At 65.9% G+C, this 16,936-nt stretch carries 14 protein-coding genes; 4 read left to right on the forward strand and 10 right to left on the reverse strand.

The window, feature by feature from the left end; translation table 11 throughout:
* Positions 1-4: 4 nt before the first annotated feature.
* The 3 genes from BM449_RS07950 to BM449_RS07960 are packed head-to-tail and all read left to right on the forward strand — an operon-like array spanning position 5 to position 2,161.
* Positions 5-586 (forward strand): phosphatase, encoded by a 582-nt coding sequence (locus BM449_RS07950; protein ID WP_233830574.1) that lies wholly within the window; start codon positions 5-7, stop codon positions 584-586.
* Positions 579-1,661 (forward strand): hypothetical protein, encoded by a 1,083-nt coding sequence (locus BM449_RS07955; RefSeq protein ID WP_071800778.1) that lies wholly within the window; start codon positions 579-581, stop codon positions 1,659-1,661. The genes BM449_RS07950 and BM449_RS07955 overlap by 8 nt, the downstream gene beginning before the upstream one ends.
* Before the next feature lie 20 nt (positions 1,662-1,681).
* On the forward strand, positions 1,682-2,161 hold the full coding sequence (locus BM449_RS07960) for a hypothetical protein (RefSeq protein WP_145536726.1): 480 nt from the start codon (positions 1,682-1,684) through the stop codon (positions 2,159-2,161).
* Here BM449_RS07960 and BM449_RS07965 read toward each other — a convergent pair.
* The 4 genes from BM449_RS07965 to BM449_RS07980 all read right to left on the reverse strand — a co-directional run bounded on the left by BM449_RS07965 (position 2,129) and on the right by BM449_RS07980 (position 8,942).
* Positions 2,129-3,400 carry an O-antigen ligase family protein gene (locus BM449_RS07965; protein WP_071800780.1) on the reverse strand — a complete coding sequence of 424 codons (1,272 nt, stop codon included), beginning with the start codon at positions 3,398-3,400 and terminating at the stop codon, positions 2,129-2,131. The two genes, BM449_RS07960 and BM449_RS07965, sit on opposite strands and share 33 nt — an antisense overlap.
* On the reverse strand, positions 3,397-4,779 hold the full coding sequence (locus BM449_RS07970; RefSeq protein ID WP_071800781.1) for a hypothetical protein: 1,383 nt from the start codon (positions 4,777-4,779) through the stop codon (positions 3,397-3,399). The genes BM449_RS07965 and BM449_RS07970 overlap by 4 nt, the downstream gene beginning before the upstream one ends.
* Before the next feature lie 169 nt (positions 4,780-4,948).
* Entirely contained in the window at positions 4,949-6,493 is a 1,545-nt protein-coding gene (locus BM449_RS07975; RefSeq protein WP_162922855.1) for a hypothetical protein, read from the reverse strand.
* Between the two features lie 19 nt (positions 6,494-6,512).
* Positions 6,513-8,942 (reverse strand): UvrD-helicase domain-containing protein, encoded by a 2,430-nt coding sequence (locus BM449_RS07980; RefSeq protein ID WP_071800783.1) that lies wholly within the window; start codon positions 8,940-8,942, stop codon positions 6,513-6,515.
* A gap of 80 nt (positions 8,943-9,022) precedes the next feature.
* On the opposite strand from BM449_RS07980, the gene BM449_RS07985 reads away from it, so the two are divergent.
* The gene (locus BM449_RS07985; RefSeq protein WP_145536732.1) at positions 9,023-10,516 is read left to right on the forward strand and encodes a hypothetical protein; all 1,494 of its coding nucleotides are present in this window, start codon (positions 9,023-9,025) and stop codon (positions 10,514-10,516) included.
* Positions 10,517-10,537: 21 nt separating this feature from the next.
* Here BM449_RS07985 and BM449_RS07990 read toward each other — a convergent pair whose 3' ends face one another.
* The 6 genes from BM449_RS07990 to BM449_RS08015 are packed head-to-tail and all read right to left on the reverse strand — an operon-like array spanning position 10,538 to position 16,919.
* Complete coding sequence (locus tag BM449_RS07990) at positions 10,538-11,467, reverse strand: sulfotransferase (RefSeq protein ID WP_311134016.1); 930 nt, start codon at positions 11,465-11,467, stop codon at positions 10,538-10,540.
* Entirely contained in the window at positions 11,427-12,617 is a 1,191-nt protein-coding gene (locus BM449_RS07995; RefSeq protein ID WP_071800785.1) for a glycosyltransferase, read from the reverse strand. Before BM449_RS07995 ends, BM449_RS07990 begins: the two co-directional genes overlap by 41 nt.
* Entirely contained in the window at positions 12,614-13,765 is a 1,152-nt protein-coding gene (locus BM449_RS08000) for a glycosyltransferase family 4 protein (RefSeq protein ID WP_071800786.1), read from the reverse strand. The genes BM449_RS07995 and BM449_RS08000 overlap by 4 nt, the downstream gene beginning before the upstream one ends.
* Entirely contained in the window at positions 13,765-14,712 is a 948-nt protein-coding gene (locus BM449_RS08005; RefSeq protein WP_145536735.1) for a hypothetical protein, read from the reverse strand. The genes BM449_RS08000 and BM449_RS08005 overlap by 1 nt, the downstream gene beginning before the upstream one ends.
* Entirely contained in the window at positions 14,709-15,701 is a 993-nt protein-coding gene (locus BM449_RS08010; protein WP_083544469.1) for a glycosyltransferase family A protein, read from the reverse strand. Before BM449_RS08010 ends, BM449_RS08005 begins: the two co-directional genes overlap by 4 nt.
* A 9-nt stretch (positions 15,702-15,710) precedes the next feature.
* Positions 15,711-16,919 carry a glycosyltransferase gene (locus BM449_RS08015; RefSeq protein ID WP_071800789.1) on the reverse strand — a complete coding sequence of 403 codons (1,209 nt, stop codon included), beginning with the start codon at positions 16,917-16,919 and terminating at the stop codon, positions 15,711-15,713.
* Positions 16,920-16,936 lie beyond the last annotated feature (17 nt).

A 16,936-nucleotide genomic window follows, 5' to 3' on the forward strand; every position in this document is an offset into this window, starting at 1 on the left:
TCCCTTGCAGCATTCTTCGCTTCTGCGCCGTCTTCGTTTCCAGCTGGGGCTGCGCCTCTGCTGCCGCCGCCTTGATGGGCTGCGCTTGCTGGTGCTCGATGTCGATGGTGTGCTCACCGACGGTGGCCTGTATTACGGATCGGAAGGCGAGCCACTCAAGCGCTTCGATGTGCGCGATGGCCTGGGGATCCGCTTGATCCAGTCGCTGGGCATCGAGGTGGCCTGTCTCAGTGGCGGCCGGGGCGGAGCCACCCAGCTGCGGGCGGCCCATCTCGGCATTCGCCACGTGCTGGTGGGAATCAAGGACAAGGCCGCCGCCATCGTCGAACTGGCTGCTTTGGTGGGTGTGGCGGCGGAGCAGACGGCCTACGTTGGCGACGACCTCAATGATCTGGTGGTGCGGGATCACGTTGGCCTGCTGCTCACCCCGGCCGACGCACCCGACTGGTTCTGCCGCCGGGCCGATCTGGTGCTACCAGAGCCCGGCGGCCATGGCGCCATCCGCGCTCTGGCTGAGGCGCTCCTGTACCGCAGGGGCCGGATGGAGGCCCTGTTGAGCCAGGGCTGGACGGACCGCAATGCTTAAGCTTCGAAGAAAGGATGCCCAGTGGTGGCTGAGGGGCCTGAGACGGCGGATCCAGCCCGAACCACAGGAGCAGCAGGCGCTGGCCGCCTACGCCGGCCTGGTGCATCAGGCCTTCCACAGCCAGCCCTTCGCTCCCCGGGTCTGTGCTGATCTCTGGGAGGGAGGACGGTTTTGTCTCAGCCATGGTCTGCCGGCCTTTCACACCCCGGCGCGGCGTGAGCGCGAAAAATCCTCGCACCACTACGGCCACGACATCCAGCTGAAGCGGCATGGCGGACTGCCCCTGATCGCAGCGCCCCTGCCCTTGCTGCTTGAGCATGGCCTCAAGGTGTCACGGGAGTCGGGTTTCGAGACTCCTAAGCCGTGGTCGAAGGCCTTCCTTTGCATGGGACCGCTAAGAGCCCAGTGGGTACGGGAACGGTTTGACCTTCCGGCGCTGGCGATCGGCCCCTGGATCGCCTATGCCCGCTCCCTGCTGGAGCCCCATCGGCAGCAAGAGCTGCGACAGCAGCTCGGCCCCACCCTGCTGGTGGTGCTGGCCCACAGCTGGGAAGGGGTGGAGCGGAGCACGGATCTGCCGGCCTGCCTCTCCGCCATCGAGGCCATCCGGGCCAAAGGGGGCTACCGCTCGGTGATCTGGCTGCGGCATTGGATGGATCCGGAGTGGCCCGGGCTTCCACCCGACTGGATCGTGGCCTGCAACGGCCATCGCTCCAACCCCTGGTTCCTGGATTCCCTGCGCACCTTGATGGAGCTCTGCCATGGCCTGGCGTCCAATGCCTTCGGCACCCATCTGGGTTACGCACTGGCGCTGGATCTCAACCTGCACTGGATCGGGGTGGACCCGCAGCAGGACCTCTCCGGGTTGCGCTCGGCCAAGGTCGATGTCGAGGTCAACGAGTGGAGCCAACGCCTGGCCCTCAGCCGCCAGCTTGCTTCCCTGCTCGATACCGGCGACAGTACAGGCGACACGACAGCGGCCCTGCGCTTGCTGCTCCAGCCCTACTGGGGATTTGATCAGGTCAAGAGCCCGGCGGAGATGCGCTCTATCCTCCGTTGTGATTTCTCCGCGTGATGCGTCGCCAACGACTCTCGATGATCCGCGCTTCGGCCGCTGCCCTCTGCGGGCTGGCTCTGTTGAGCGCCTGCGGTCGGCACGACCCACCCGAGGCCATCGATCTCACCACCTTCATCGTGGCCTCCCGCAATCAGCAGACTTCGAAAACTGTGCTGGCAACCGCCGGCCAGCGGGCCATGCGATTTGATCCCGATACCCTCGCCTGTGAGGGGGTCGGCGAATACCGGCAGGTGGGCCCCAGCACCGATGTGCTGATCCGCGATGAAAGGGGCGATGTGATCGGCTCGGGTGTCCTGGGGGCGGGAACGGTGCTGGCGAAAGAGCGGGACGCCGATGGCAGTTGGGTCTACCGGGGCTGCAAGTTCTCCGCCACCATTCCGCTGCTGGGTCCAGCCAGGATTTATACCGTGGAGCTGGCCAAGGGCAAGTTCGGGGTCCGGCGCCACATCAGTGAACTTGCGGCCTTATCCGGCGTGGTGGTGATCGACCTGGAGTGAACGCTTTTGCAGGCTGGAGGGGGGATAGATCGCGGCCAGGAAATAGCCGAACAGGGCGGTGAGGATGGGGACCTTCATCATCCCCAGCTCCACCATGTGGAAGCCGAGTAAGTAGAGGAACAGGGCCGTGCTGCTGAAGGCCAGTGCCCGACCCATCTCCTGGCCGCGTCCAGGCTGAGGGCTGTGAGCCGTGTTGCGCAGCACTCGGCGGATCATCAGCACCAGGAAGAAGACGACCAGGGCAAGGGGAACGACCCCGTTCTCTGCCCAGATCTGCAGCAACAGATTGTGAGAATGGGTGAGAAAGCGGCCGGTCACCTCGGGGGTGCAAAAGAGTTGCCAGGAGTTCTGAAAGCCGACCCCATAGATGAACCGGTTCTCCCCCATGAACGGCAGTCCGAGATAACACCCCCAGACCCGGAACCTGCCGATGTCGTTGGCGATGTTCTCCGCTCCGTAAAGATTGTTGAACCAGCCGAGCAGGCTGCCCGGGGCGCTGATCTCCACGACCAGGACGATGGCCAAGAGCGAGAGCGGCACCAGCACAGCAGCCAGGCCGAGGCCGCGCCGGGCAGCTGGGGAGAGCCGATGGCGGTTGATCAGCAGAGCCGCCAGCAGCAGGGCCAGGGGCACCAGCCCCAGGGCCGCCCGAGAGGTGGTAGCCCTCGCCAGGATCATGCTGGCGGCGATGCACGGCAGCATCGGCAGCCACCAGCGCACCTGACGCCGACCCAGCAACGCGGCCATCACACCGCAGAGGGCGCCCACTCCAGCCAGCAGGGCCGTCTGGTTCTTGGTGAGGCTGTGGGCCTGATACTCGATCGCCCACCAGGCGAAATCGATGATCACTTCGGCGTTGAGCAGCACGCCCAGCAGGCAGGCCCCACTCACTAGGGCGGCCGTGCGACGCCAGCGCTGGGCGCTGCGGCCGAAGCCCACCAGGAAAGCGATGATGATCAGTACGTAGTCCATGTGCGAGACCGGGGTCGGACCGTCCTCGAGCACGATTCCCCGCACATTCAGCGCCAGAATAGCCAGTGCTCCCCACGACCAGGGCAGGGCGCTGGTTAGGCGCAGGGTCTCGATGGCGAGCCAGATCGTGGTGGCTCCGGCGCTGTAGCGCTTGCCGTCTTCGATGAACAGCATCACAACGGCCAGCACCAGGCTGGCGTCGCTGATCAGTGACACAAAAAACTGGCGGCTGAGTCGGTTGCCTGTCGTCGGATCCGCTCGTTTCAATGGAGGGCTGGCAAAGAAGGGGCAGAGGTTCGCTGTGATGGTGAGCGGACCCAGAAGCTGCAGGCCGGCAGAAAGCCGAACAGCAGGGTGAGCATCGTCACCTTCAGCGTCGTCAGCTCGAAGATGTTGAAGATCAGCAGAAACAGGCAGCTGGCCAGCAGCGCCGGCCCGATCAGATGGGCCCTTGGGCCATCGACGCCCGTGCCACTGCTGGCGCTCAGCAGCCGTTTCAGCCGACCGAAGACCAGGACCGCCGCCAGGGTCACGGCGGCAGCACTGATCAAGCCTGAGTCGGCCACGATCTGGACGATGAAGTTATGGGCGTGGCTCACGGTGATGCCCACATCCTCGTCGCAGAAGCGGACCATCGCTGCTCCATACCCTGCCCCGAAAAACCAGAAGCCCGGCTCCAGGAAGGGCAGGCCGAGATAACAGGCCAGCACGGTGAGGCGGCCGTCATCCCCACTGGATTTCCGCTCGAAAAACGTATGCAGCAAGCGTGAGTCAAGCCCGCTCTGATGCAGCAGGACCAGGGCCAGCGCCGCAGCTCCGATCACCAGGGCCAGCCTGCGGGGCCGCCACCAGTCCCGCCGCGGTGGATGGCCATCCGCTCTTGCTGGTGTGGAGGGGGACTGGCGCGTGAGCAGCAGAGCTGCTGCCACCAGCAGCGGAGGCAGCAGCATGGCCAGCCGTGAGCCGGTGGCGAAGGCCGCGATGGCGCTGCTGGTGGCCGCCAGCGTCATCAAGATCCGCAGACTCCCGCTGCTGCGGATCGCCACAGCAGCGCTCTGACAGAGGCTCAGACCACAGAGAAAGGCCGTCTGGTTCACGCTCAGGGAGCCGACCCGGAAGTATTGGCCGCCCCAGGACTGGGCGAGATAGCCGGGCAGATCGGCCTGGCCTGCCCAGATGGCCTGCAGCGAGACGCTCAAGGGGGTGAGGTTGAAGACAAAACCGATCACAGCGGCCACCGCGATGGCCACCAGGGAGGCCTGCCAGTGCCGCAGCGGTCGCCCCAGGCCAGCCACGAAGGCGGTGATCACCACGATGTACGCAATGTGAGAAAAGGGCTTGGGGCCCTCGTGCAGCACCACGCCGCGCAGATTGAGCAGCAGAATCAGAATCAGTGCCCAGTTGAAGGTCTGGCTTCCCGGGCTGATCGCCAGCCTCAGCACCAGCCAGAGCAGGCCCACCAGGGCACTGGTCACATCGCTCTGAGTCCAGGCCATCAACACGCCCAGACCAAGCAGAACATCGCTGCTCCGCTCCAAGGGTTCGCGGTGCCGCTCGATCCAGGCCCTGGATCTCTCGGCGATGGGCTCGACCCACCAGCTGGGCTCCCTCGCCTGCTTCGCGTCGATGGGGCCGGCCTCAGACATCGATGGCGCCAATCGGAGTCAGGTGGGACCCAAGAATCTTGGCCCCCGAGCCAAACAGGTGAGTGGATGGTACCAAGCTCTGCTGCTGAAGGCCTCGAATCAGCAGCAGGCTGTGCCAATCAAGCTTGAGGGGATCAAGCTGAGCCCATTTGAAATTGACAAACCTCAACTACTTGGCGCATCTCTGCAGCCCAAAGGATTGGGGCTGTTGTTCTGAATCTACGTTCAGGATCACAAAGGTGCTGGATCGCGAAAATTGTCTGGGTTCCCAGCAGGAGGCTTCTGGGTGGGAGGCGAGCAGTGGCCGGATCAATTCCTGTTCACCGTGTAATCCGATGAACGGAAGTCTGACTGTTGCCCAGCGATCCGCTTGATCACGCTCAATACGCACCACAGGGATCGTATCGAAATAGGGGCGGAGCCGCTCTTTCTTGGCAGAGTTGCTGGAGCATCCCTGGCTGCAGAGGTCTGTTGCACGCAGGAAGCTGGCTAATTGCTTGTAGTTTTGCTGGGGATAGATTTTGGCGGAAAGAACCTCTTGAGAATGCCCGAAGTGCATGGCAATGGTGACGGCCAAAACGATCGCGGTGGCTCGTCTGGTCTGGGTGCTGCCGCTGTTGAACAGGGCCTGGCCGCCATCGGCTAGGGCGAGAGCCAGGGCAGGCAGTAGAACGATGAAATACCGCTCGACAGAGAGAGGTTTGATCAGATCAATCAGACAGATCAGCCCTAGAAATGTGGCGGCGCCAGCAAGCAGCTTCAGGGCTTCCTTGCTGTTGGGATCGCAGCGCAGCTCCTGATGCAGGCGTGAAGGCCGCGATTGCTGCCGCTTTCTCTCACCCAGCGCCCAGGCCAGAGTGGTCATCAACGCCAGGGCCAGGGCAACGCTGAAGGCAGGGAAGACCCCGTTGAAGGCCGCCTTGATCACGCCGACGACTGGCTGAGGTTCAATCCAGGCGGTTCGACCGCCGCCGCCGCCGAACAGGCGATGCAGCAGCGGCCAGGCAGTCAGCGACACCAATAAGATCAGTCCATGGCGCCGGCGACCCAGGCAAGGTGCGCCTGAGCGAAGGTCTAGGGCAACCAGGGTGGCGGCATAGAACAAGCCGAAGTAATGGCTCAGGGACAGCAGCAGCAGCGATAGGCCAAAACCAAGGCGAAGTCTGTGGAGTTTCGATGGGCGGATGGCCAGGCCCGGCCGCTGTGATCGCCACAGCAAGGTCATCGTGGTCACCGCTGTTGTTGCGAACAGCAGCGCCCAGGCGTAGGGCCTGACCTCCTGGGCATACAGGCTGAATAAGGGGCTGGTGCCCAGAAACAGAATCGCGATCAGCTGGCGCGTGAATCCGCCGCCGCGGGTGGCCACGGCCATGGCAATCAGGCTCAGCCAGGCTGGAATCAGGCTCAGCAGCCGGGTGGAGATCTCACCAGACCCGAACAGGCCGATCCAGGCTTTCAGCAGAACCAAATGGAAAGGAGGGTGGGTGTCTGGAAAGATCCAGATCTTGAAAAGATCCGCCCATGACTCGACGCTGGCAGCTCCAATCGTGAACAGCTCATCGTGCCAATAGGAGTAAGCCTGAAATAATCCGCGCGAACTCAGAAGAGCTAGGCCGATCAGAGCCACCAGCAGAATGAAGCGCTGCAGCCTTGCCTTGGTGCAGGGAGCACCGCTTGATCCAGTGGTGGGATCTGGGTTGTGGACCGCCTTCATCTGGGCCGACAGGGGCTGCTCATGGCAGGGGCTCAATCGGTGCCAGGCGCGGGTCGAGGATCTTCGGGCCCATGCCCTCAAACTTCACCGCGATCGAGATCTTCTCGCCGCTACCGAACAGGTGGGTGATCGTGCCGTCGCCGAAGCTGGCGTGGCGCAATTGATCGCCAATCGCCCAGGTCCGGGCCGGCGCACGCCGCCGCACCGCATTGGCCGGGGCTGCGGGGCTGCCACCGGCGGCCACCCGTTGGCTGTCCTCGCGATCGACCCGAGTGAGGCGATCCAGCCGCTGCTCCCGCCGGATGGACGCGCCACCGCTCTGGGGGATGTCGCCCTGGATCAGCTCCGGCGGCAGTTCCGAGAGAAACACCGACGGCACCGCCGGCTCGCGCATGCCGCCCCAGAGCCGCCTTTCGCTGGCGTGGGAGAGGAACAGCCGCTCCTTGGCGCGGGTTATACCCACGTAGCAGAGGCGCCGCTCCTCCTCCAGGGCGGAGGGATCCTCCAGGGAGCGGTAGCTGGGGAAGAGACCCTGCTCCAGGCCCACGAGGCAGACCACAGGAAACTCCAGCCCCTTGCTGGCGTGCAGGGTCATCAGGGTGACCCGGTTGGCCTCGGTGTCCTTGCTGTCGGCGTCGCTGGCCAGGGCGGCAGAGGCCAGGAAGCCCTCCAGCGAGCCCTCCTCGTTTTCTTCCTGGTATTGGAGGGCGGCATTGACCAGCTCCTGCAGGTTGCGCCGCCGTTCTTCGGCCTCATCAGTGCCCTCGGTGATCAACTCGGCCAGGTAGCCGCTCTGTTCCATCACCCGTTGCACCAGCTCCGAGGGGGGCGCGTCCTGGATGCGGCTGCCCAGATCCCCGATCAGTTCGCTGAACTGCAACAGTCCCTTGGCGGAGCGGCCTGCCAGGGAACGCACGGCCTCCGGATCGCTGACCACCTCCCAGAGCGGCAGACCCAGCTGGGCGGAGGCGTCGGTGAGGCGCTGCACGGTGGTTTTGCCGATGCCGCGCCGCGGCACATTCAGCACCCGCAGCAGGCTGACGCTGTCGGCCGGGTTCACCAGCAGGCGCAGGTAGGCCAGCATGTCCTTGATCTCGCGCCGGTCGTAGAAGCGCAGCCCCCCCACAACGATGTAGGGGATGCCCCAGCGCACCAGCGATTCCTCCATCGCCCGGCTCTGGGCGTTGGTGCGATAGAGGATCGCCATGTCGCCCCAGCTCAGCTCGGGGTGGGCCGCCTCCAGCATCCGCAGTCGGTGCACCACCGCTTCGGCTTCGGCGATCTCGTCGTCGCAGCGGGTGAGGGTGATCAGTTCGCCTTCGCCGCGGGTGGGCCGCAGCACCTTGTCGATGCGCTCGCTGTTGTGGGCGATCAGGGCGTTGGCCGCCGCCAGGATCGTGGCGGTGGAGCGGTAGTTCTCCTCCAGCTTCACCATCGTGCGGGTGGCTTCGTCGCTGGCCCGATCGCCGAAGTCGTCCTGGAAGCCCATCAGGATCGTGAAATCGGCCGCCCGGAAGCTGTAGATGCTCTGGTCGGCGTCGCCGACGACGAACACCGAGCGCTGGCCCCAGTCGTCGAACTGCTCGGGGTCGCGGCCGCCCGTGACCAGCAGCTTGATCAGGTCGTACTGGGTGCGGTTGGTGTCCTGGTACTCATCCACGAGCACGTGGCGAAAGCGGCCGTGCCAGTAGTGACGCACCTGTTCGTTGCTCTGCAGCAGTTGGACGGGCAGCAGCAGCAGATCGTCGAAGTCGAGGGCGTTGTTGGCGGCCAGGGCGCGGCGGTAGAGCCTGTAGGCCTCGGCCTCCTTGCGGCCACGCATCCCTTCGGCCTTCGCCTCCATCACATCGGGCAGCCAGCCCTGGTTCTTGGCATTGCTGATCGCCCAGCGCACCTTCTTGGGCTCAAAGCGCTTGGGATCCAGTCCCAGCTCCTGGGTGACGATTTCTTTAACCAGGGTCTGGGCGTCAGATTCGTCGTAGATCGAGAACTGACGGGTCCAGCTGAGCCCTTCGGGGTCCTTGTACTTGTCGATGTCGAAGCGCAGCAGCCGCGCGAACAGGGCATGGAAGGTGCCGATCCAGAGCTCCTTGGTCACTTCCCGGTAGATGCGGTTGCGCAGCTGCCGCTGCTGCTGGGGCATGAGGGTGCTGTAGGGCTGGCCGAACTGACTGCTGGCCAGGCGCTGGGCCAGGAGCAGCTCCAGTCGGTCCTTCATCTCCCGCGCCGCCTTGTTGGTGAAGGTGACGGCCAGTAGCTGGTGGGGGTCGGCGCCGTGGTGGCCGATCAGGTGGGCGATGCGGTGGGTGAGAGCTCGCGTCTTGCCGCTGCCCGCTCCGGCCACCACCAGCAAGGGGCCGTTGTGGTGATCGACGGCGCGGCGCTGGGCCTCATTGAGTCCACCCAGGAAGCCACCCGAGTCGGAGGGGGTATGACTAGTACTAGGCATAAGTGCAGCTTAGGGTCTGGCCTCCGGATTGACTGCGACTACATCCAGCTCATGAGTGGCCTTCCATCGTTATCGCCGAGGTGTTTGAAGCCAGGGATGGAAGTGTGAATAACTTCAATAGTTTTGAGCCCAGTGGTTTAGAGGCGACTCGCCAGGATTGCTTTTTCTGTATCCTTCGCCAAGCTCCAGAGGATTTTGGCATGGTTAAGTCAGTCGTGCGTCATTGGCTTGGTCGAGCCCGCATCAACTGGCGACGGGCGGATGGTAGTCGGGAGGGGATGGTTGTAGTGGGGGTGAGTCTATTTACGGCCGGCTTAACTTTAATAACGCTGCTTCGTCAGTACTCTCTTTATGCTCGAGTCGGATCTGTTCACACCACAAGGCTGCTGAATTCGGCTCAGGCCTGGATCGATCATGGATTTTGGAATCTGGGCGGATTTCTTCTATTTCAGAGGGATTATGGAGGTGAATTTCCTGAACAGTTGTATAAGTCACATGTTTCTCTTTATGCGCTGCCTCATTTCATTGGACTGTCCCTCGGCGGCGAGGCTGGCTTTGCTGCCGTAGTGGTTGCGATCCCGGTAATCACTGCTCTGGTGATGGCCCTTGGTCTCGCCGTCATCGCCTTTTACGCTTGTCTGGGCCAGGTATCTAGCGGCTCTGATGAGGGCTCGTCCCGCAGCATGGCCTGGGTGGCGGGAGGTGTAGCCTTCTCGGTCGCATTCAGCTCTGAGCCGGTATGGGGATTGGCTTGGAACAACTTCGATGGCTCCTTGGCAATCCTTCTATTGGTTGTCTCTGTCGCCATCTCGGTGGCTAAGCCAGCATGCCGTTCGTGGCAGAAGGTCTCTACATTTTTTCTGCTTCTTTCTGCTCTCAGTTGTGGCCGGTTCGGTATTTTGCTCGCTTTTGTGCTGTCGCTGGTGAAGCTGATGGCTCCTCCTGCGCCCACGGTCATCGCCGCCTCCCTGCGCCGTCCATTCTTTAGATGGCCCATTATCGCTGGCATCTTCTTCCTTGCCGCGTCTCACTACATCAGGGTTTGGGTCTATGAAACTTGGTTTGGCTTCTCCTTCTTTGGCAGTGATGCATTGCTGAGGATGGGGCTCACCCACTGGTACAAGGAGCTGGGACAGCAGAATATCGACTACCAGACACCCCTGAGTGCCTTTACTTTCCTGTGGCGACAGTCGGAGAATGCTATCGGGGAACTTCCTGCCTGGATGAATACCTATCATTTCCTCGTTTGGGTGTTTGCAGCCGCTGTATTTGCTCTCGTGGTTGCCTCCAGGAGCTCCTATCCGGCGCGCCCTTTTCTGGAGGTGTTTCTGCTTGTGCCGCTCTGCTGGTCGTTGCTACTGAATCAATCTGCTGCGGAGCATCCCGATCTTGTGGCCATCCTTTGGTTGCCGGTTTACGTTCTCGGCTGGTCGCTTTTCTTGGCCGGGTTGTTCCGCTTTGTCTGTCATCGATGGAGGCGCACAGCGGCACTATGGTGTGTTGGCTCAATTCTGTACTTACTATTCCTGTGGCAAGTTCAGTATTTCCTCAGGGCCTATCCCAAGTTTCACTGATTGAGGGTTGAGTAAGCTTTTTTAGAGCAAATGGTTGGAGTACACCAGTCGGCGGTTCATGGCCTGCAGGGGCGGGAGCTGGGCGGCGAGCCCGATCCAGGGATGACTGCCGCTGAGCCACTTGCCGTCGTAACGGATCGCGCTCGATTTGGAGGGATCGAAGCGCATGCGGTTACCCGAGAGGATGTGACTCCCTTCGATCGTTTGAGCCGGGCTGAGCATCGTCGGCTCATAGTCGAGCTCGAGCCAGCTGCAGAGCTTGCGCAGCGCCGCCTCCGGAGCCAGGGCCAGCTCCTCGTAGCCGAGCTGGAACACGGGCTGGCCGGAGCGACGCAGCACCTCGGCCACCTGCGCGTTGGTGCGGGCCCAGCGGGCCAGCGATCGCCAGGCGGCCCCAGGGGCAGAGCGCGAGCCACCGGCGCGTGAGTGCACCCAGGAGCGAACGTCGCGTACCAGATGGATCATCCGCACCTCCACCCCTGGCAACGGCAGCAGGGGGACCTCCAGATCGGACTGATAGGAGTCAACCGCCCAGCTGATCGGCTGGGCCGTGGGGCTCAAGGCCTGCACCTGAGCCAGCAGCCGCTGCAGTTTGTCGCCGATCGGGCGCTCGTCATGGCCCGGCAGCCACTCCAGCAGCGGCCCCCAGAGCGGACACTGCGCCGCCGTTGCCCCGCAGGTGCAGCGGCGCGTGTGGCGGAGCTCCAGGCGCAGCTGGGCTGGTCCCCGTTGCTCGTCGCCAGGGCGGATCGGCTCAAGGATCCGCACGGCCTCGCCCAGCCCGAGCATGCGCGAGTGGCTGCCGAGGATGAGATCGAGAATGGTGGTGCCGCTGTGGCCCAGGCCCCGGATCAGCAGCAGATTCGGGGCCTGGGCCACAGCGGGAAGGCGGGTCGACAGGGGGCTGACCTTACGGCGCCCGCCGGAAGGCGGAGGGGGGGCCGTCAGCACGGACGCGCTCGATCAGGTCCATGAGCTGCTCGATGTGATGGCTCACCGTGAACTGGGCTGAGCAGCGGGCGCGGCCGGCGAGCCCCAGCTGCTCCGCCAGCGCCGGGTCGTCGGCCAGGCGGCCGATCGCAGCGGCCATGCCGTCGCGATCGCCTTCCTCCACCAGAAGGCCCGTTTCCCCCTCCAGCACCACCTCCGGAATCCCGGCATGGCGCGTGGCCACCACGGGCAGGCCGCTGAGCTGGGCTTCCATCACCGCCACCGGTGAGCCCTCCTGGTCGCCGTCTGGTCCGGTCAGCGAGTGCTGCAGGAAGGCACGGCTGCGGCGCATCCAGTCGGCGATCTGCTCCGGTGTCTGCAGGCCGGGGAACTGCACCTGCGCCTCCACCCCCAGGGCCAGCGCCAGCTGCCGGGCCTGCTCCAGCAGCGGCCCCGCTCCCACCATCACCAGCCGCAGCCCGGCGGGACGCCCTTGGCTGGCTTGGGCGAAGGCCTCCAGGGTGATCAGCGGACCTTTCTTGGCCACGAAGCGTCCTACCGCCAGGAACAGGGGCGCTGCCGCCGCCGGATCGGCCCCGCTGAAGCGATCGGGATCGGCGCCCGATGGACTGATCAGCACGGGCAGTGGCGTGGCCCGCTCGCTCGCCAGGCCGCGCAGGGTGCTCGCCATTGGCTGTGATTTCACCACCACGGCGCTGCAGAGCTGCAACAGACGCCGGTAGCGCGGCTTCAGCCGCTGCAGGTAGCGGCTTGAGGAGGCATCGGCCCCGCGGAAGTGGACGATCAGCGGCAGCCCGGTGGCGGGCACCAGCTCCATGACCCGCACGGCGTGGAAGCCGAATTCGGCCAGCACCACATCGGGACGCTCGCGGCGGCAGATGGCGATCGCCACCTGCGCGGGAATCCAGCTGGCCAGCCGCTGGCAGCCAAGCCGATCCAGCACCTTGCTGGCCAGGATCGCCAGGCCATAAGCCAGCCGCAGCGGCGGCCCACACCAGGGCCGCTCATCACCGCAGTAGACGGTGGTGGCGCAGGGCAGGGCGCGCAGGTTGGCCCGGATGAACGTTTCCGAGGGGGCGCGGCGGCTCGGGGCGAACACCAACAGCTTGAGCAGGACCGGTGATGCCTTGCTGCCAGTACGAGAGCTCATCTCGTGCTCCCGCCCCCAGCTCCGCCTAAAAACGGCTGGAGCAGCTCCAGGAACTGGTCCTGGATCCGCTCGGGCGCAAAGCGCTCCCTCACCTCCCGGGCCTCTTCGCCCAGGGCACCACGACGCTGTGGATCACCCATCAGCCGGGAGAGGGCAGCGGCGAGCTGGGTCGCCTCGGCGTCAGCCGGCAGCAGCAAGCCGTTGCGCCCGTTCTCGAGAATCTCCGCCGGGCCGGTCGGGCAGTCGAGCGCCAGGCAGGGACAGCCGCAGGCCATCGCTTCGAGCAGCACGTTGGGGAAGCCCTCGTAGCGGGAGCTCAGCACGAACAGGTCGGCTCGGGCGTACCAGTCGGCCACGTTGCCGGCTTTGCCGGGGAACACCAGCCGCTGCTGCAGCTCGGCCCCACCCGCAAGCAGTCCGCGCAGGGCGGCCACCTGGTCGACACCGTGATACGCGCCGGCGTCGAGCCCCAGGATCACCAAGCGCCAGCTGGGGTGGTCGGCCGCGATCCGCGCAAAGGCGCCCACCAGCCGGTCGAAGCCCTTTTGATGGGATTTGGTTCCCACCGCCAGCAACACCGGCCAGGCGGGATCGAGCCAGTCGGCGGGGTCGAGGCGGGGCTCGAAGCCCGCCAGCGGCCAGGCCACCGCATTGGGCAGGCAGGCCGTCTGGCGGGCCAGCCCCTGCCGCCTCAGCCAGGTGGCGATCGCCTCGGTCTGAACCAGGTGCAGGGCCGCTTTGGGGTAGACGAGCCGCCGCAACAGCCGCCAGGGCGCTGCGGGGGGTTTGGCGGGCGGATAGTTCCGCTCCGACACCACCACGGGCAGGCCCAGGCCGCAGCTGGCCAACAGCAGCTTGATCGCCGGCAGGGTGGTCATGCCGATGGCCAGCTCGATCCTCAGCTGCCGTAATTGCTGCCGCAGGGCCAGCAGGCGCCAGGGAAAGCCGAGCGGACCAAGGCCGCGGGCGGCGTCGCGCTCGACGACCCGCCGCAGATCGGCGCCGACCGGATAGAAATCCCAGGCGGGCCCCTTGCGGGTGAGCACGGTCACCTCATGGCCCGCCTGGCTCAGCCAGCCGGCGAACTGAAGCGTGACCCGTTCGGCGCCACCGGCCTTGAGCGAATCGATGTAGAGCAGGATCCGCATCAGGCGCTCAGGAACTCCGTCAGCCGCTGCTTCAGCTCCGGTGTGGCCACGTTGAGGAGGCGTTCCGGTTCGATCGGTTCCGGCCGTGGCATCGGCCCCGAACTGGCCGGCTCCCCAAGGCCCGTGGCATACGACTCCAACAGTCCGGCCACGAAGCGCCGGTGGTTTTCCTGGGCGCCGCTGCCACCGTGGCGTGGGCTGAGGGTTTCAAGCCGAACGGCCTCAAGGGCGGCGAGCGCCCGCCGCTGGCCCGCGCCGTCGCCTCGGCGCCAGGCGTCGAGATAGCCGCTGCCCAGGCTGCGCGCGAAGTTGGAGGTGAGGCGATAGGCCACGTCGGCGGGCAGCTGCCCGTAGTCGATCCGCCCGGCCAGGGCCAGCGCCCGCTCGCCGAGGCCCGCCACCGCGTCTTGGTTGCCGATCAGCAGATACAGGTGGAGCAGGGTTGCGTAGGAGGAGATCAGCAGCTTGGAGCGGTTGCGGCGGTTGTTGCGGCCGCAGGCCAGGGTGGCGGGGTCGTTCTCCAGCGCCGTGGCCATGGCCTCGATCGGGGGGATCAGCAGCTCCGCCTGGGCGTGATCCCCATCCTTGAGGCTGCGGTAAGACAGCCCGATCAGGGCGTAGGAGCGGTGCGACTCCTGGAACACCGGATCGCCGGCCACCCCCCAGAGCAGCCGGCGCTGGCTGGCGGGGTCCTTGGGCCGGAAGCCGCGGCGGAACAGCAACCGATGCACCAGGTCGTGCCGGCCGTGGCCTTCGGCCAGGTTGTGGAGGTCGGCGAGGGCCATGGCGTCGTCATTGCGGCCGACGGCCCGGTGCACCCGGGCACCTAGCAGCAGGCTGCGCAGCGGTGCGGGCAGCCTTGGCCCGATCGGAGCGGGCAGCAACCAGCTCGCCAGCGCCCCGCTGCGCCGCTCCAGCATCAATCGCAGGGCGGCTCGCCGACTCACCGCATCCTCCGCGTCGTTTGCAGGGAGCCACGCAGGCCGGCCAGGGCATTCACCGGCAGTTCAATGAGCCGCCGGATCGTGTGCCAGTAGCCGCGATGCCACCAGGTGATCGCTGGGCCCTGGTGCGCACCGGCCGGTAACAGTTTTTCGGGCAGCCGCTCCACGCAGATCTCCGGAATGGCCAGGAAGCGGCTCCAGAACACCACCCGCCGCAGGCGGTTCAGCTCCTTGGCCACCGCCGCGGGCGGCTGCGGCAGGGAGCCGGCCTCAGCCAGCCAGTCGCCGGCGCTGGTCTGGCTATAGCGGCTGGGGGTGGCGCCGGCGTGCCAGGGGCAGTGGGCCGCCACCACCCGGTTGGCCAGTGATGTGGCCGACTTCAGGGCCTGGCTGCGGCGCAGCTCGAGGCCGGGCGTCTCGCGCTGTGACTCCCTGCCATCGCGGTGAGCGGCCCGGTAGTGGATCGAGTGCTGGATGATTCCGATGGCGGCCTCCGGCAGTTCCTCAAGCGGCAGGGGCAGCAGGCAGCCCAAGCGTGCCTTCAGGTCCTTGTCATCGAAGCCGTAGCCCCAGAGCAGTTCGTTGAAGCCGCCCACCCGCTCGATCAGAGTCCGGTCCATGATCCACTGCCCCAGCCTGCCGTGGGGCCCGCTGCCGAAGCGGCAGAGCGTCGCCCCTGTGGCCAGCGCCTCAGGGTGATCGAGCTGCTCGGGCCAGCAGTCGGCATCGAGCTTGAACAGGCAGGAGCCGCGGGCGCGCGCCAGGGCGAAGTTGTAGGCGCGGCAGAGGTTCCAGTGGCCTTCGCCGTTCACCCGCAGCAGGCGGATGCGCGGATCAGCGGGCAGATCACTGCGCCGCAGGGGGATCGCGCTGCTCCAGTCGACGATCAGATGCTCCTGGTGGTGAGGCCAGGCCGCGACCCGCTCCGCCGACTCCAGCAGGTGGGCCTGGCGGTTCATGCAGGCCGTCACGATGCTGGTCGATCTCGGCATGGGCCCGCTTCACTCCAGTCGGCTCAGATCCTGCAGCATCGCTTCGGTGCGGCCCCGGTAGGTGTGGGCCGCGGCTCCGGCAAGCCGCTCGGCTAGGGCCGGCCCTTCACCCCGCAGGGCTGCGGCGATGGCTGTGGCGAAGGCTTCTGCGGTGGGTGGGCGCAGCAGGGCCAGGCTGGCGAACGGCTGCAGGGCGTCGATGGCCGTGGCCACCACGGGCAGGCCCGCCGCCAGATACTCGAAGAATTTCATCGGAAACATCGCCTGGGTGTAGGGGGTCAGGCGCAGGGGCAACAGGCCCAGATCAAGGCCCTTCAGGTAGGCGGGCAAGGCGTTGTACGGCCTGGTGCCCAGCAGGTGCACGTTGCCCAGGGCCGCCAGTGCCGCCACATCCGTGGAGGGATCCCCTTCGCCCACCGGACCGATCAGCACAAACGACCAGTGGGGATGGCGCCGCGCCAGGGTCTCCAGCAGCGTCAGATCCAGCTTGTAGGCGCTGATGGCACCGACGAAGCCGATCCGTGGCGCTGGCAGGGCGGCCAGTTCGGCCGGCACGGCCAGGGCTGGATCCATGGCCCGGGCGAAGTGGGCGCCATCGGCCACATTCGGGTAGTGGAGGGTGGCTGGATTGAGGGCCCGCAGGTCGGCCAGCAGCTGGGGCGAGGTGACGAACACCGCATCGGCCTCGGCGCAGAGCCGCGCTTCAGCCCGGTCGATGGCGGCCGCCGGCATGTCCGGTTGGGCCTGGATCGCGTCGACGCAGTGATAGACGAGCCGTGAGTAAGGGCGGGCATCGAGCACCTCCAGGGTGCGGGGGTTGTAGGTCCAGAGCCAGTCGCGCCGCAGCCCCAGCCGGCGGCGGCAACGGGCCAGGCCCAGCCGCAGCACCTGGCGATTCAGCCAGGCGGCTACGCCGCCGCTGGCCCCCGGCAGCACCAGCGGCGACCAGACCCAGAGCCGCTCGCGCACCTGCCGCGGTGGACGCAGGCCGTGGCGCAGCCGCTGCAGCACCCGTCTCCAGTCGGAGCCACCGGCGCGCAGCGCGCGCAGGCCCAGCGACTCCACATACAGCACCCGGTGGCCCAGCTCGGCGAGGCTGCAGGCCACATGCTGCTTGTTGGTCCAGAGCGGATGGTCCCAATCGGCCGTGGCCAGGAGCGTGACATCGGCCGGCTCGGCCGGGCGCCCGCTCTCGGGCACGATCCTGACGGTCTCCATCTCGACCCTTACCCTCT

Origin of the sequence: Synechococcus sp. SynAce01 (assembly GCF_001885215.1) — a bacterium.
Lineage (GTDB): Bacteria > Cyanobacteriota > Cyanobacteriia > PCC-6307 > Cyanobiaceae > Regnicoccus > Regnicoccus frigidus.